The organism is Pseudomonas sp. 3HC3 (assembly GCF_044904505.1).
Lineage (GTDB): Bacteria > Pseudomonadota > Gammaproteobacteria > Pseudomonadales > Pseudomonadaceae > Aquipseudomonas > Aquipseudomonas putida_Y.
Genome location: NZ_JADDRH010000001.1, coordinates 23,679 through 37,878, shown reverse-complemented (window position 1 = coordinate 37,878; position 14,200 = coordinate 23,679). Strand labels below are relative to the sequence as shown.

Below are 14,200 nucleotides of genomic sequence, written 5' to 3'. Positions count from 1 at the left end.
GTCAGCATGAACCCATCAATCGACCTGGAGGCCGCCAAAGCGGCCTTCTTCTCGTCTGGCGGCCGGATCGTTGTGCTCGAAGGGTTCCAGTACGTGCCGTTCCGCCAGCGCCATCACCCTGAGCCGACGTCGAAGCGGGTCAAGCCAGTCAAGCAGGAGCGCGGCGGCGAGCGTAAAAGCCGCGCCAAGGCACGCACAGCTCAGGTAGAAGAGCTCGCCAAGACCATGACCTGTGGTGAGGTCGCAAAGCTCCTGGGCGAAACCAAGACCGCTCTCTGGGGCGTAGCAGCGCGGGGAGGATTCAGGTTCTTCACTCCACCGAAGCCGGACAGACCGACGAAGGTAAAGGCCGAACCGAGCCAGGAGGATCGTGAACTCGCCGACAAGATCATTGCTCTGCGTGATGCCGGCAAGTCCCGGTGGGGCGTGACTTTGGAACTGGGCATCGGTAACTGCAGGTTCGCGCGCATCATTGCCGAGTTCGACATTGACTTCCCGCTCCAGCGGAATCGGGGGTAGGCCATGATCGCCACCATGTCTCAGCCTGTGCCCGCCGTGAAGTACGCGGCGGCCATGGCCAGGTCCACTGGTCAGCCTTGGGGCGTATACCGAGGAAACAAGCGTCTACTGGTGGTTATGCCGTCTGGCTCGACGAAGAAAACGCCCATTGAGGTGTGCCACCCATGAGACACATCCAGAAACTCACGCAGCAGCGTCGCCGCCAGCTGCACATACACATGCCGCCCAGCGGAATCATGGAGGTGCCGTATGGCGATGTCACCCAAGGAGCGCGACGAGAAGCGCCGCGCCAAAGCCGCCCGGTTGCAGGAAGAAGACCTGCGTTTGAAGGTTCGACCAGGTACTAAACAGGCCCTGCTGGAGCTCATGGAGTGGGCCGGGATCGAGGAACAGGGCGAGGCGATGACGCTGATGATTCATCACGTCGAGGCGCTCGGGCATCACGCACTGTTCAGGATCGCGCGCCACGAAATCGAAGCTCACCGGTCTGTGGCGCGGACCGAGCCGCTGCGGCTGTCGGCCAGGACGCGAACCGGCCAGCACCTGCGCGCGATCTGCGGCTGGGCAGACGCCACATACAGCCAGATGATCGAGGCTTTGATCCACGGCATCCATGCACTGGGCAGGCTGCACGCGGCGAAGTTTCTCACGCCGCCGCGGCATGAGATCAGCATCTCGCCGCGCCTGGCGCTGGCCTTCGACCGGAAGAGCATGCTGATTATTCAGCAGGATCCAGGGGATGAAATTGTTCCGCCGGGTCAAAATATGGAGGGAGCGGGAGGGATCGAACCCCCTCGGCACTGTCCGGACACCAGCGCTACTCGTCCAACCCTTCGCAATTTGGAAAACCGATCGCTCCCAGCGCCGTCCCGCCCCATCCAAATGCTGCTGTAATAGCCATCAACACTGCTCCTAGATCGATATGGTTGAACAACTGAACCCCAAAAATTGCTGGAGCTCCACATAGCGTTACTAGGCCCGATGCGACTGCCAAACCGCTGAAGAGTTTTTCTTTCGTGCTAGCTGTTAGTCCGTGCTCGTTAAAAATCGCTACTCAGCGACTTCAATAGTGGGCGCAATACTACACGTCGAATCCAGCACATTCAAATTGCCACCATGCCGCATCCGGCCACGGAGGGCGGCGCATGCATGGAGAAAGCCATGAACGACGAACAACGCCACCAAGAATGGATCGCTCAGCGCAAAGCCGAAGAGGCCAGGCGCCGCAAGAGTGCCGCCGAGTGCTTGAAGGAGCACGAATACACCGTCCTGGCTGACACTGATCAGCTGAAGGCTTGGCGCTGCAAAGCCCCCCGCACCACCTGCTACGCCTTCGACATCCTGATCACCCGCTTCGGCATCGCCACTGTCGGCGACATCGACGGCCTGACCTTCAACGTCGGCCTGTCCTACGGCATCGAGTTCCTGGCGGGGGACGACATCGGCTACTACATCCACTCGAAGCTCGAAGAGCATTGCCGCGAGCGCGAGTTCGACGAGGATGCTTTCCGCGCAGCATTGGTTACCGGCGTCTGCAGCCAGATCTGTGAAAACACCGATGACGACGAGCTGTACGCCGCCCTGCCCGAGTGGATGCGGAATGACGGCGGTGTAGGTGAAGCAGGCAGGTGGGATGAGTTGCGGAGCTTGGTCAAGGATCGGCTCGCAGCAATCGAATACGGCGAAGACGGGCATGACTTCTGGGATTCTCTGAATGATCGCCTGTACGAAGCCGACCACGTCGAATGCGTCGAACAGGCCAACATGCTCATGAGCGAGCACCACGAAGTGCTTGGCCTGGGCTGCGACTACTGGGAGATCACCATCGACAAGCCTCGGGACAGCCTGATCAATCGGCTGTACCTGATCAACCACGCCGCCAAGGCGATCGTCGCTCAGCAGGCCGAGGCGAAAGCCGCCTGACGCTCCGGCGCTGCCCGCCAGCGCAAAGCTCAACAAACCAAAGCGCCGCCCAAATAGGCGGCGCAGACTAGCTTTTACAAAGGTATCCCACGACTGACTGCAAATTTCATAGCGGGCGTTAAAAGCACCGCATCGATGACCTTCACGCTCTGCTTGAGTACCTGCGCCGAAATCCTGCTGAGATTCTCATACTCCCCACCAAACTTCCGGATACTATCTAATGCAAAGCTCTCGCCATCAAAATTAGCAAGGAAATATCTATTGATTTTATTTCCATTTGCCAAGAGCAGGTCAAAGGCAATAGCACCTTTTATCGACCTATCATTTAAGTCTTTGGAAATCTCATCAAGACACTCAAAGGGACTATGGTGATTAGCAGCAAGAACGATAGCTGTCACACCCAGCCCTTCTGGCATCTCTGTACTCACCAAATAATCCGACGTCATTTTGAAAGCCTCTTGGATGATGCCTCAACAAGCTCAAAAACTTTATTAACTATTGTCTCAGCAGCAGGGAAGTCCAATATTCTGCTAGTAGTGCTAGGTGCATCCATATGGGCAATTCTGTGTCGCTCCACCGCATAGAACGCGTAACACACATCAATTACTTCCTTCAAAGCTTGCCCACCATGTTCTACAACATGCGCAGATTGATCCCTTCCCAATTTGCCATCACGAAAATAGTCGCTAAAAGTAGACTGCCTCGCCGGATGAAGGTTCCCCTTGATTAAAAGATCCTTGATGAACCCCTCTAGACCGCGCAACGCAGGCAACGCAACACAAGAGTAGTCTTCGACCGGCAATTGGATTTTTGCGAGTGCAAAGGCGGAGCTTAATTGAACCCTTACTTCCTCAGTGATAAAACTGTGCGCAGCCGGAATAACAGCCAATAGTCCATCTTTAACTTGCTGAACCGTCAAATCCACGGAGTATATTTTCGACTGCGCTTTAATCACCTCATCAAGAGAAAGCACAGAACCCAGATAGTCACTGACAAGCGTGGCTAACTGCCTATATTTGCCCTGAAACTGAAGCGTTCCAGAGTTGTAATGTTTGATTACAAGGCTATCTCCAAGCGCGCCAACAACTCGATACATTTTACACAGTGGCCCGCCATCAACCTCAGAGACCTGCGCTCCAGCTTCGGAGAGAAATTCCAAAATTGAAAGAACATGCTCTGATGGAAATCTTGGAAGGGAGACATTCAAGCTTGCAGGCGTCGGCGTAACGCACTCACCGACAATCTTATCGGCAAATAACTCAAATGTTTCCGGGCAGTGCCCTGCAGCCTTACCCAACGAGAAGACCCCACCGGCGACGGGGAAAATTTTCATGAGAAAAACATTATCTTTTACATGAAAGCGCAGATGATGTTCTTTTTCGTTTTTCTTTTCGAGTACCGGCCCGACGCCTCCATGGCGCTCTATGCATGGAACAATGCGATCAAGATTCAAATTCAGATCTTTATATTTCTTAGCGTCGGGCTTGGTCATGTTCAATGCTTATTACCGTCCATAGGAAGCACGATGCTATCAAAATGGAATCGCTGAGAACAGATCCATCCTTGGCTTAGCGAACCAAAATCTCGTGACACAACTGCAGTCTAGACAAAACCTTGTGGTTTGCAGCCTCACACAAACGGCGGAGCGCCCATGCCTTTATCAAAACAATCCTGCAACACCTACCGACACATGTTCACAGCAGCCTGCCCCAGCGATGGAGCAGTGATCGTCTACAGCCTGGAGATCCGCAGCCAATCGATGATCAGCGTCGAGCACATCAAGACTGCCACGGCGCTGATCAAGCAGGGCTGGCACGAGCAGATCGCCGATCAACTGGCCGAGCGCTTCGGCGGCGACCAAGTGATCAAAGCAGTGCACCAGGGCGTCGAGATTGAAACGGTGAGGTTGAGCGGATGATCCACTACCACGGCACGCCAATCGGCGGCACCCGGCAAGACGCGGCGCGGCTGCTGGCCGGCCGACACGCCTTGGTGCCATTCCCGCGGCAAGACGACATGGGCATTGTCGCCGAGGCCTGCCAGTCCTTCGTCTTCGACAACGGCGCATTCACCGTGTGGAAGAAAGGCGGTCGGGTCGACGTGGAAGGCTATACCCGCTGGGTGGATAACTGGCACCGGCATCCCGGCTTCGACTGGGCATTGATCCCTGATGTGATCGATGGGGACGAAGACGCCAACGACCGCTTGCTCGAACAATGGCCCGGCTATCTGCCGGGCGTGCCCGTCTGGCACATGCATGAGTCGATCGAGCGCCTGCAGCACTTGGCCAAGTCCTGGCGCACGGTCGCCCTGGGCAGCTCAGGCCAGTGGCGTTCGCCGGGTACCGCCGCATGGTGGAAGCGCATGGGTGTCGCGATGGATGCGATCTGCGACGATCACGGTCGGCCTCTATGCCGTCTGCATGGATTGCGCATGCTTGATCCCGCCATCTTCCAAAGCCTGCCCCTGGCATCAGCCGACAGCACCAACGCTGCGGTGAACGGAGGAAGCGTCAGCCGATTCGGCATGTACACCCCTCCTTCTTCCGGCCAGCGTGCCAGCGTGATCGCTGATCGTATCGAAGCACACACCAGTTCACCGATCTGGCAGCGCGAGCCACAGACCGAACTCGCACTGTAGAGAACATTTGTACCCCACCCGACTGTGACCCCTCTCCCCTCTATTCACTGCCGCGATATAGCGGCCAAGGAATGCCTGTGTCCGAAGTAGACGAACGCGATCTTGAACTGCTCAAGCTGGCCGCCAAGGCCGCACAGCTTGAGATCGAGCCATGCACCTGCCGCGACCCAAAGTGGCCTTTCCGCTTGAAGGGTCAGTCGGGTGTTCGTGCTCACTGGAACCCGTTGATCAACGATGGCGACGCACTGCGCCTGGCCGTGCTGATGGGCCGGGGCGACCGCCTGGGCATCCAGATCCACATCGTCGAACCCTTCGACGGCGATACCGACCCGTACACCGTCGTGGATGCCGAGCGCTTCGGCGAGTTCGATATCTACCACGGCGACGATCCTTTCCGCGCCACCCGCCGGGCCATCGTAGAGGCGGCGGCATCGATCGGGAGCAAATCATGACCCGCCTCGCCCTCTGCCTCCTGCTGCTGGCCACCGGCGCCAGCGCAACCGAGAACGTCATCGACGTGCAGCACGACAGCCAGCGCGGCGTGACCTGCTACTTGCTCAACGGGGTCGGCATCAGCTGCATCCCCGACAGCCAGCTGCAGGCCGGCAACCAGCGCCAGCTCTCCCCGCACGAAACACAACCCGAACCTACACCCGCACTGGCGCCTGGGCGCTGGATTGATGAGAGGTATCAGCTGTGAGCAAGATCGATTGGAGCAAGGCGCCTGACTGGGCAGACGGCCACGGCCTGGTCGCCCACCACGGTATCACTGAGGTGTGGATCAGCATGGACCAGTACGCCGTCGTCGGGGCCGAGGATCGCGCCTATCCCTATGGGGGAGGCACCGGAGATCACCGGCACAACTTCACCCGGAGCCAGGTGCAGTACATCACGCCTCGACCGACGCGATGGGATGGTGAAGGTCTTCCGCCTGTTGGCACCCCGGTTGAAGCATCATTCGCCTGCGAAGACTTCGAAGACTGGCACGACGGGGTTTGCGTTGCCGTAGGTGAAGACCCGGAAGGCCGCGAGGACTTCTGTGTGGTTCAGTGCGGCAGGAAGATTGCCATGTATCGAGACGAGGCAAAGCGTGTTCGCCCTCGTCGCTCGCTTGAGCAGATCAAGGCGGAAGATCGCGAGAAAGCCATTGTGGAGATGGCCGAGACCATGCACGCGGCAACTGGCTTCGGTGTGAATCGGGCTGATTGCGAAGCGCTGTATGACGCCGGCTACCGCAAGCAGGTGGAATCATGCCAGACCTGAAAAAAGTGCAAACCTGCGACCTCTCCGGCAAGGCGCTGCTCTGGGCCGTTGAACTGGTGGACGGTCCGGTGCCAGCCGCGGTCGGCCAGCTGCAACTGCCGCTCGGTGACCAGGCCATCGACGACGCAACCGGCGAGCACCTGATCCAGAAGCATGGCATGTGGATCGAGCGCGGGTACAGCTGGCCCTGGCTGGCCTGTGTGTCGGGTCACCCTCTCGACCGCCAGCCCGGCGATACACGGGCAGAAGCTGCAGCCCGTGCCGTAGTGCACCACGCCCGCGGCGAAACCGTCAGAGTACCGAAGGAGCTGTGCCAATGACCAACTACCAATTCTGCCTAATCCTGTCGCTACTGTTCTTCATTGCGGCCAATGGTGTCGGCTCCAATGGCGCCGCGGCGATCGGCTACCTGATCGGTATCGCCTGCGGATTTGCTGCGCTGGTCTGGTGCTTCTTGGAGCGCAAATCATGATCCTGCCCCTGATGTACATGGCCTACCTGATCTACAGGGGGTCGCGATGACCTGCATCCGTATTGAGCACGGCTTTGTCTGCCGATCACCGTTCTACCGCCTACCACTGGCCGACGGTACGCGGGTGTTCATGAGCTGGCACAACTACCTCGGACCGATGTTCTTCCGCGATCGCCATGAGCAGCGGGAGATCGAGGACTGGTACGAAAACCTGCTGATCTGCGACGCCCTCGACTGGTTCATCAAGCGCGGCCACCGCGCCTAACCCCTCCCCCCAACTACTCAAGCCCGCCGACATGCGCGGGCGAGGATCCTGCATGCTCGAAAACATCGAGGTGGTGCGCATCAAGCGCTTCGCCGCAAACACGGCTGGCCGCGATTTCGCGGTCGGCGACATCCACGGGCACTTCACCCGGCTGCAGGCTGCCCTGGATGCAGCCGGCTTCGATACAGCAGTTGACCGGCTGTTCAGCGTCGGTGACCTGGTGGATCGCGGGCCAGAGTGCCGAGATGTGCTCGCCTGGCTGGCCAAGCCATGGTTCCACGCCGTGCGCGGTAACCATGACGATTACGTCTGCCGGTTCGATACCTGCGACGTGGACAACTGGGTGTACAACGGCGGCGCCTGGTTCGCCGTCCTGGCCTGGGATGAACAACGCGAGTTCGCCGCCCAGTTCCGCGAACTGCCGATTGCCATCGAGGTGGAGACGCCAGGAGGCCTGGTCGGTATCGTGCACGCCGACTGCCCATTCCCGTCCTGGGATGAGCTGCGGGCCGCGCTTGAGGCGCCGGAAACCGCCAAGCAGCTGCGGCTGACCCAGAACACCTGCATGTGGTCGCGCAGCCGCATTGAGCTTGCCGAGACCGAGGGCGTGCAAGGCCTGCGGGCTCTGGTGGTCGGACACACCCCGCTGCACAAGCCGGCGGCGCTCGGCAACGTCATCCATATCGACACCATGGGCTGGCGGCCGCAAGACGGCGGCTTCTTCACCCTGCTGGACCTGTCCGCGCTCGAAACCATCCCGCCCGCACGCGCCAAGCTCAGCTGGGACTGAGCCAGGAGACATCCATGCCAGTGATCACCGTAAAGACCACCATCACCACCAGGTTCGACATCCCCGAGGGCCTGAGCATCGACATGATCCGCCACCAGGCCCTGCCCGTTCTCAGCGAGGACGAGGAAGGCACCGACGAGGTCGGCAGCCTGCAGGAAACCGCGCTGAACATGGTTTTCCTGGGCGATGCCGATCCCCAGTCTCGCACGGTCGAGCATTCAATCGTCGAAGGTGAAGACCATCCATGAACCTGATCGACTGCTACGTCACGAAGATCCTCGGCGAGCCGTACCGCAAGTTCGGCCACTGGTGGGTATCCGTGGAATACACGGCCGAGGGCTGGCCTGGAACCAAAGAACTCATGTTCCGCACCGAGGAAGCCGCACGCGCGGCGCAGGTCGGGCACCACTTCACGGCCTGAGGAGGCCCACATGGCAAACGCCACTGCTGCAGTGCAGCCAGGCTTGCTGCCGAGAATCATCCGGGCCGGTGATGCGCCCGGATATCTCGGCATGTGCAGAGACGAATTCAAGAACACCGTCCGCCCATTCGTGCGCGAATTTCCGATTGGAAAGCAAGGCATTGGGTTTGATCGACTTGAGCTGGACGCCTGGGTCGACGCGTACATCGAGGCGATGGCCGTTGAAAAGGCCGCCGATCAAGACAACAATCGGCCTCGCAGCGAGCGTCTGGCCGTGACCTCCAAGGAGAATCCATGGCCAAAAAGGCAATCACAGGCCTCCAGAAAATGCCGAGCGGCATCTGGAAAATCGACAAAATCTACAGGGGAGAGCGAATTCAAGAGAGCACTGGCACTTGTGACCGGGAAGAAGCAGAGCAATACCTGATCCATTTACTGGAGAAGATGCGCCTGCGCAAAGTCTATGGCGTGCGCGAGATCAAGACGTTCAGCGCCGCAGCGGCCAAATACTTGGTCGAGCACAAGGATCAGCCCTCATTCAGGATCACTGCGCTGTACCTGAACCAGCTGGACGACTATATCGGCCACCTGCCGCTGACGCATATCGATGATGAGGCCCTGGCCCCGTTCATTCGTGACAGAAAGGCCGATGTAGTGCTACCGGATGGGAAGGTGAAAAAGGGAGTGAGCAACAGGACAGTCAACATCGCAATCGAACGAGCGATCCGTGTTCTATCGCTGGCGTGCAGGAAATGGCGGGACGAGGAGCGCCGGCCGTGGCTGGACAGCGTGCCGCTGCTAACCAAGCTGGAAGAGAAGAAGGCGAGCCGAAAGCCCTACCCCATGTCATGGGAGGAGCAATCGGTTCTCTTCGGGGAATTGCCAGACCATTTGCAGCGGATGGCCCTGTTCAAGGTGAACACGGGCTGCCGCGAGCAGGAGGTCTGCAAGCTGAGGTGGGATTGGGAGATCTCTGTGCCAGAGCTTGGCACCAGCGTGTTTCTCATACCGGCCGAGTTCGGCGGCAGGCATGAGAACTCTGGGGTCAAGAACCGGGACGAGCGTCTGGTGGTGCTGAACGATGTGGCCAGATCGATCATAGAGAAGCAGCGCGGGCTTTCACGGGAATGGGTGTTCCCCTACAACGGCACCGCGATGCACCGGATGAACGATTCGGCCTGGAAGAAAGCGCGGGTGCGCGCGGCAAAGCTCTGGCAGGAGCAGCATCTACGGCCGGCACACCCTGGGTTCGCTTCTATCAGGATTCACGACCTTAAGCATACCTTCGGCAGGCGCCTGAAGGCAGCCGGTGTTTCAGAAGAAGATCGCAAGTCGCTTCTGGGTCACAAGAATGGCAGCGTGACCAGTCACTACTCCGGCGCGGAGATCGGTCAGCTGATCGAGGCAGCAAACAAGGTATCGGCCACAGATTCACGCGGACCTGTGCTGACAATACTGAAGAGGAGAATTGGGTGATGAAAAGGCGAAGTCACTCGAAAAGTCACTATGCCCAGAAACAACAAAGCCACCCTAAGGTGGCTAAGTCGTTGAAATATATGGTCGGGACGGAGTGATTCGAACACTCGACCCCTTGCACCCCATGCAAGTGCGCTACCGGGCTGCGCTACGCCCCGACTGGGCTTTGAAGCATGTTCTCAATCTTGCCGAGAACGTTGAAGAATGTACCCTAACTCTCTGATAAATGAAAGCTTTTTCTCAAAAAATTTTCCACTCATCAGAAACCCGGTTTACTTCTTCAACACCACCAACACATCCTCCAACTCAACAATCATCTGCCGAATCAGCTGCTTGTACTGGCTGGATTCATCCTTAGCCTCATCACTGGAGAGCCTCAACCGCGCCCCGCCAATGGTGAACCCCTGGTCATACAGCAGTGCACGAATCTGGCGGATCATCAGCACATCCTGGCGCTGGTAATACCGCCGGTTCCCCCGCCGCTTCACAGGGTTCAGCTGGTCGAACTCCTGCTCCCAATACCGCAGCACGTGTGGCTTTACGGCACACAACTCGCTTACTTCACCAATGGTGAAGTAGCGTTTGCCCGGTATGGGGGGCAGTTCGTCGTTATGGCTTGGTTCCAGCATAGGCCTCAACCCGGGCCTTCAACTTCTGCCCTGGACGAAAGGTGACGACGCGCCGTGCGGTGATCGGGATCTCTTCCCCTGTCTTGGGGTTGCGGCCCGGCCGCTGGCGTTTGTCGCGAAGGTCGAAGTTGCCGAAACCGGACAGCTTGACCTGCTCGTTCTCTTCAAGTGCGTGCCGAATTTCTTCAAAAAACAGCTCGACCAGCTCCTTGGCCTCACGCTTGTTAAGCCCCAGCTCCTCGTACAGCCTTTCGGCCATCTCAGCTTTCGTCAGAGCACCCATGCCGTTATTTCCTTAACGTGGTGTTCAACCTTTGTTCGAGCGAGGTGAGGATATTTTGCAGGGTAGTGTTCACCTCATCGTCGTTAAGAGTGCGCGATGGATGCTGCCAGGTCAAGCCGACGGCAAGGCTTTTTCTATCAGGATCAATGCCTTTACCTTGGTACACATCAAACAGCCTGAGGTCTGTGAGCCATTCGCCTGCATTGTCACGAATTAATTCAAGCACCGCGCTAGAAGCCACATCACGTCCTGCGATCAAAGCCAGGTCACGACGGGTTTCCGGGAACTTGGACAGCTCGCTGAATTTCGGCAGGCGGCCTTCGACCACGTCGCCCAGCACCAGCTCGAACAGGAATACCGGGCGGTCCAGGCCCAGGGCCTTGGCCAGCTCCGGGTGGATGGCGCCGAGGTAGCCGACCAGCTTGCCGTCGCGCTCGATGGCAGCGGTCTGGCCTGGGTGCAGGGCTGCGTGTTTGCCGGCGCTGAAGGTGAAGTCGCTCAGGGCGCCGGAGTAGCCCAGCAGGGCTTCCACGTCGGCTTTCACGTCGAAGAAGTCGACACCGTCGCGGCCGTTGGCCCAGCCTTCTGGCAGGCGGCTGCCGGTGATGACGCCGGCAATCATTGGCTGCTGCTGCAAGTCACCCAGTTGGCCGACAAAGCGCAGGCCGCTTTCGAACAGGCGCACGCGGTCTTGCTGGCGGTTGAGGTTGTGCTGCAGTGCCTTGACCAGGCCCGGCCACAGCGAGGCGCGCATGGCCGCCATGTCGCTGGATATGGGGTTGGCCAGCAGCAGCGGCTCTACGCCCGGGCTGAACAGTTCGAACAGTTTCGGGTCGATGAAGCTGTAGGTGATGGCTTCCTGGTAGCCGCGGGCAACCAGCAGGCGGCGCAGGGTCGGCAGGTCACCGCGGGTTTCCGGCTTGCCCTGTGGGGCCAGGCGGGCTTGCGGGTAACGAACCGGCAGGTTGTTGTAGCCGTACAGGCGGGCCAGTTCTTCGATCAGGTCCACTTCCAGGCTGATGTCGAAGCGGTGGCTTGGCACGCTGACGGTCCACTGCCCTTCCCCGCTCTTGGTCGTGGTCAGCTCGAGGGCGTTGAGCAACTGCTCGACCTGGGCTGGGTCCATTTCCATGCCAAGCATCTGAGTGATGCGTTCGGCGCGCAGGGTGACCGGGGCTACTTGTGGCAGGTGCTGTTCGCTGACCGCTTCGACCACAGGACCGGCTTCGCCGCCAACGATGTCCAGCAGCAACTGCGTGGCGCGCTCCATGGCTTCGCGGGCCAGTTGCGAGTCGACGCCGCGCTCGTAGCGGTGCGAGGCATCGGTGTGCAGGCCGTAGGAACGGGCTTTGCCGGCAACGGAAATCGGCTCGAAGAAGGCACTTTCCAGGAACAGGTCGCGGGTTTTTTCGGTGTTCACACCGCTGTGCTCGCCACCCATGACGCCGGCGATGGCCAAGGCGCGGGTGTGGTCGGCGATGACCAGGGTGTCGGCACGCAGGGCAACTTCCTGGCCGTCGAGCAGGACGAGCTTTTCGCCCTCTTCGGCCATGCGCACGCGGATGCCGCCGTTGATTTCTGCCAGGTCGAAGGCGTGCATCGGCTGGCCGAGTTCGAGCATCACATAGTTGGTGACGTCGACGGCAGCGTCGATGCTGCGTACGTCGCTGCGGCGCAGGCGTTCGACCATCCACAATGGGGTTGGCTTGCTCAGGTCGACGTTACGGATAACGCGGCCCAGGTAGCGCGGGCAGGCAGCCGGGGCGCTGACTTCGACCGGGCGCACTTCGTCATGGGCGGCCGCTACGGCTGGCACCACCGGGCGGGTGACCGGGGTGTCGTACAGGGCGCTGACGTCGCGGGCCAGGCCGGCGATGGACAGGCAGTCGCCGCGGTTCGGGGTCAGGCCGATTTCGATGCTGGCATCATCCAGGCTCAGGTACGTGCGAATGTCTTCGCCAACCGGAGCGTCGGCAGCCAGTTCCAGCAGGCCGTCGTTTTCTTCGCTGATCTGCAGTTCGGCAGCCGAGCACAGCATGCCGAAGGACTCGACACCGCGCAGCTTGGCCTTCTTGATCTTGAAGTCGCCTGGCAGTTCGGCACCGATCATGGCGAACGGGATCTTGATGCCTGGGCGGGCGTTAGGGGCGCCGCACACAACCTGGAAGGTTTCCTGGCCGCTGCTTACCTGGCACACGCGCAACTTGTCGGCGTCCGGGTGTTGCTCGGTGGCGAGAATTTCGCCCACGACGATGCCGCTGAACTGGCCGGCAGCGGGGGTAACGCTGTCAACTTCGAGGCCGGCCATGGACAGGCGGGCGACCAGTTCGTCACGGGAGACTTGCGGGTTGACCCAACCGCGCAGCCACTGTTCACTGAATTTCATGCTGTTCTCCTGAAAGTTGCGTCGATTGGGCCTAGCGGAATTGGGCTAGGAACCGCAGGTCGTTGTCGAAGAACAGACGCAAATCGTTGACGCCATAACGCAGCATGGCCAGGCGCTCGGCACCCATGCCGAAGGCGAAGCCCTGGAACTCTTCTGGGTCGATGCCGGACATGCGCAACACATTCGGGTGCACCATGCCGCAGCCCATCACTTCCAGCCAGCCAGTTTGCTTGCACACGCGGCAGCCGTTGCCGGAGCACATCACGCACTGGATGTCGACTTCTGCAGACGGCTCGGTGAAGGGGAAGAACGATGGGCGGAAACGGACCGCCAGTTCTTTTTCGAAGAATACGCGCAGGAATTCTTCGATGGTGCCCTTGAGGTCGGCGAAGTTGATATCGCGATCGATCAGCAGGCCTTCGACCTGGTGGAACATCGGCGAGTGGGTGATATCCGAGTCGCAGCGGTATACGCGGCCCGGGCACACAATGCGGATGGGCGGCTGGGTGGACTCCATGGTCCGCACCTGCACCGGTGAGGTGTGGGTACGCAGCAGCATGTTGGCATTGAAGTAGAAGGTGTCGTGCATCGCCCGCGCCGGGTGGTGGCCAGGGATGTTGAGCGCTTCGAAGTTGTGGTAGTCGTCTTCCACCTCTGGGCCTTCGGCAATGCCGTAGCCAATGTGGGTGAAGAACTGCTCGATGCGCTCGAGTGTACGGGTGATCGGGTGCAGGCCACCGGTGGCCTGGCCGCGGCCTGGCAGGGTGACGTCAATGCATTCGGCAGCCAGGCGAGCGCTGAGCTCGGCTTCCTCAAAGGCAGCCTTGCGGGCATTGAGCACAACGGTGACGCGCTCTTTTGCGTCGTTGATCAGCGCGCCGACTTTCGGCCGCTCTTCGGCTGGCAGGTTGCCCAGGGTCTTCATCACCTGGGTCAGCTCGCCCTTCTTGCCGAGATAATTAACCCGGATCTGTTCCAGGGCGTTGATGTCTTCAGCGCGTTCCACGGCCTCTAGGGCTTGGGAGACCAGCGCATCCAGGTTTTCCATGTACAGACTCCAGATACGAAAATAGGGGAAGAGCTTTGAAGGCTCTTCCCCTATCGATGACGTTCAATGCCCGGCAGCGCTAGCA

General features: G+C 59.6%; 21 protein-coding genes, 1 tRNA gene and 1 pseudogene. 16 read left to right on the top strand and 7 right to left on the bottom strand.

The features are described from left to right. Positions 1–6 precede the first annotated feature (6 nt). The 3 genes and pseudogenes from INQ47_RS00270 (at position 7) to INQ47_RS00260 (ending at position 2,442) form a co-directional block, all read left to right on the top strand. Positions 7–519 carry a hypothetical protein gene (locus INQ47_RS00270; RefSeq protein ID WP_404700722.1) on the top strand — a complete coding sequence of 171 codons (513 nt, stop codon included), beginning with the start codon at positions 7–9 and terminating at the stop codon, positions 517–519. A 249-nt stretch (positions 520–768) separates the two neighbouring features. Continuing rightward, positions 769–1,275 (top strand): annotated as a pseudogene (locus INQ47_RS00265) (hypothetical protein); the annotation flags it as partial. 405 nt (positions 1,276–1,680) lie between these two features. Continuing rightward, a complete protein-coding gene (locus INQ47_RS00260) occupies positions 1,681–2,442 on the top strand; it encodes a hypothetical protein (protein ID WP_404700721.1) in 762 nt (253 codons plus the stop codon). Between the two features lie 74 nt (positions 2,443–2,516). Here the strand turns inward: INQ47_RS00260 and INQ47_RS00255 are convergent, their stop codons facing one another. Continuing rightward, a complete protein-coding gene (locus tag INQ47_RS00255) occupies positions 2,517–2,888 on the bottom strand; it encodes a type II toxin-antitoxin system RnlB family antitoxin (protein ID WP_404700720.1) in 372 nt (123 codons plus the stop codon). Beyond that, a complete protein-coding gene (locus INQ47_RS00250; protein WP_404700719.1) occupies positions 2,885–3,934 on the bottom strand; it encodes a type II toxin-antitoxin system RnlA family toxin in 1,050 nt (349 codons plus the stop codon). Before INQ47_RS00250 ends, INQ47_RS00255 begins: the two co-directional genes overlap by 4 nt. Before the next feature lie 159 nt (positions 3,935–4,093). Here INQ47_RS00250 and INQ47_RS00245 point away from each other — a divergent pair, with 159 nt between their 5' ends. From INQ47_RS00245 to INQ47_RS00185, 13 genes are all read left to right on the top strand, one after another. After that, positions 4,094–4,360 (top strand): hypothetical protein, encoded by a 267-nt coding sequence (locus INQ47_RS00245; protein ID WP_404700718.1) that lies wholly within the window; start codon positions 4,094–4,096, stop codon positions 4,358–4,360. Continuing rightward, entirely contained in the window at positions 4,357–5,082 is a 726-nt protein-coding gene (locus tag INQ47_RS00240) for a hypothetical protein (protein ID WP_404700717.1), read from the top strand. The genes INQ47_RS00245 and INQ47_RS00240 overlap by 4 nt, the downstream gene beginning before the upstream one ends. 77 nt (positions 5,083–5,159) lie before the next feature. Then, positions 5,160–5,534 carry a hypothetical protein gene (locus INQ47_RS00235; protein WP_172286076.1) on the top strand — a complete coding sequence of 125 codons (375 nt, stop codon included), beginning with the start codon at positions 5,160–5,162 and terminating at the stop codon, positions 5,532–5,534. Then, a complete protein-coding gene (locus INQ47_RS00230) occupies positions 5,531–5,782 on the top strand; it encodes a hypothetical protein (protein ID WP_014591205.1) in 252 nt (83 codons plus the stop codon). Before INQ47_RS00235 ends, INQ47_RS00230 begins: the two co-directional genes overlap by 4 nt. Continuing rightward, on the top strand, positions 5,779–6,345 hold the full coding sequence (locus INQ47_RS00225) for a hypothetical protein (RefSeq protein ID WP_404700716.1): 567 nt from the start codon (positions 5,779–5,781) through the stop codon (positions 6,343–6,345). Before INQ47_RS00230 ends, INQ47_RS00225 begins: the two co-directional genes overlap by 4 nt. After that, positions 6,333–6,665: a hypothetical protein gene (locus INQ47_RS00220; RefSeq protein ID WP_404700715.1), complete on the top strand. Its 333-nt coding sequence runs from the start codon at positions 6,333–6,335 to the stop codon at positions 6,663–6,665. The genes INQ47_RS00225 and INQ47_RS00220 overlap by 13 nt, the downstream gene beginning before the upstream one ends. Then, positions 6,662–6,817 (top strand): hypothetical protein, encoded by a 156-nt coding sequence (locus INQ47_RS00215; protein ID WP_212627853.1) that lies wholly within the window; start codon positions 6,662–6,664, stop codon positions 6,815–6,817. The genes INQ47_RS00220 and INQ47_RS00215 overlap by 4 nt, the downstream gene beginning before the upstream one ends. A 46-nt stretch (positions 6,818–6,863) precedes the next feature. Beyond that, on the top strand, positions 6,864–7,082 hold the full coding sequence (locus INQ47_RS00210; protein ID WP_392504900.1) for a hypothetical protein: 219 nt from the start codon (positions 6,864–6,866) through the stop codon (positions 7,080–7,082). A gap of 52 nt (positions 7,083–7,134) precedes the next feature. After that, entirely contained in the window at positions 7,135–7,872 is a 738-nt protein-coding gene (locus INQ47_RS00205) for a metallophosphoesterase (RefSeq protein WP_404700714.1), read from the top strand. 14 nt (positions 7,873–7,886) lie between these two features. Then, positions 7,887–8,120 carry a hypothetical protein gene (locus INQ47_RS00200; protein ID WP_404700713.1) on the top strand — a complete coding sequence of 78 codons (234 nt, stop codon included), beginning with the start codon at positions 7,887–7,889 and terminating at the stop codon, positions 8,118–8,120. After that, a complete protein-coding gene (locus INQ47_RS00195; protein ID WP_173857467.1) occupies positions 8,117–8,293 on the top strand; it encodes a hypothetical protein in 177 nt (58 codons plus the stop codon). Before INQ47_RS00200 ends, INQ47_RS00195 begins: the two co-directional genes overlap by 4 nt. Before the next feature lie 10 nt (positions 8,294–8,303). Then, on the top strand, positions 8,304–8,720 hold the full coding sequence (locus INQ47_RS00190; RefSeq protein WP_232905549.1) for a hypothetical protein: 417 nt from the start codon (positions 8,304–8,306) through the stop codon (positions 8,718–8,720). After that, positions 8,621–9,769 (top strand): tyrosine-type recombinase/integrase, encoded by a 1,149-nt coding sequence (locus INQ47_RS00185; protein ID WP_230685727.1) that lies wholly within the window; start codon positions 8,621–8,623, stop codon positions 9,767–9,769. Before INQ47_RS00190 ends, INQ47_RS00185 begins: the two co-directional genes overlap by 100 nt. Before the next feature lie 81 nt (positions 9,770–9,850). On the opposite strand, the gene INQ47_RS00180 is transcribed toward INQ47_RS00185, so the two are convergent. The 5 genes from INQ47_RS00180 to pheS all read right to left on the bottom strand — a co-directional run bounded on the left by INQ47_RS00180 (position 9,851) and on the right by pheS (position 14,115). Further along, positions 9,851–9,927, bottom strand: a tRNA-Pro gene (locus INQ47_RS00180). Between the two features lie 114 nt (positions 9,928–10,041). Continuing rightward, a complete protein-coding gene (locus INQ47_RS00175) occupies positions 10,042–10,398 on the bottom strand; it encodes a MerR family transcriptional regulator (RefSeq protein WP_003250681.1) in 357 nt (118 codons plus the stop codon). Continuing rightward, on the bottom strand, positions 10,379–10,681 hold the full coding sequence (gene ihfA / locus INQ47_RS00170; protein WP_003250679.1) for an integration host factor subunit alpha: 303 nt from the start codon (positions 10,679–10,681) through the stop codon (positions 10,379–10,381). Before ihfA ends, INQ47_RS00175 begins: the two co-directional genes overlap by 20 nt. A 4-nt stretch (positions 10,682–10,685) precedes the next feature. Beyond that, positions 10,686–13,067: a phenylalanine--tRNA ligase subunit beta gene (gene pheT, locus INQ47_RS00165; RefSeq protein ID WP_404700712.1), complete on the bottom strand. Its 2,382-nt coding sequence runs from the start codon at positions 13,065–13,067 to the stop codon at positions 10,686–10,688. A gap of 31 nt (positions 13,068–13,098) precedes the next feature. Beyond that, entirely contained in the window at positions 13,099–14,115 is a 1,017-nt protein-coding gene (gene pheS, locus INQ47_RS00160) for a phenylalanine--tRNA ligase subunit alpha (RefSeq protein ID WP_003250674.1), read from the bottom strand. Positions 14,116–14,200: the final 85 nt, after the last annotated feature.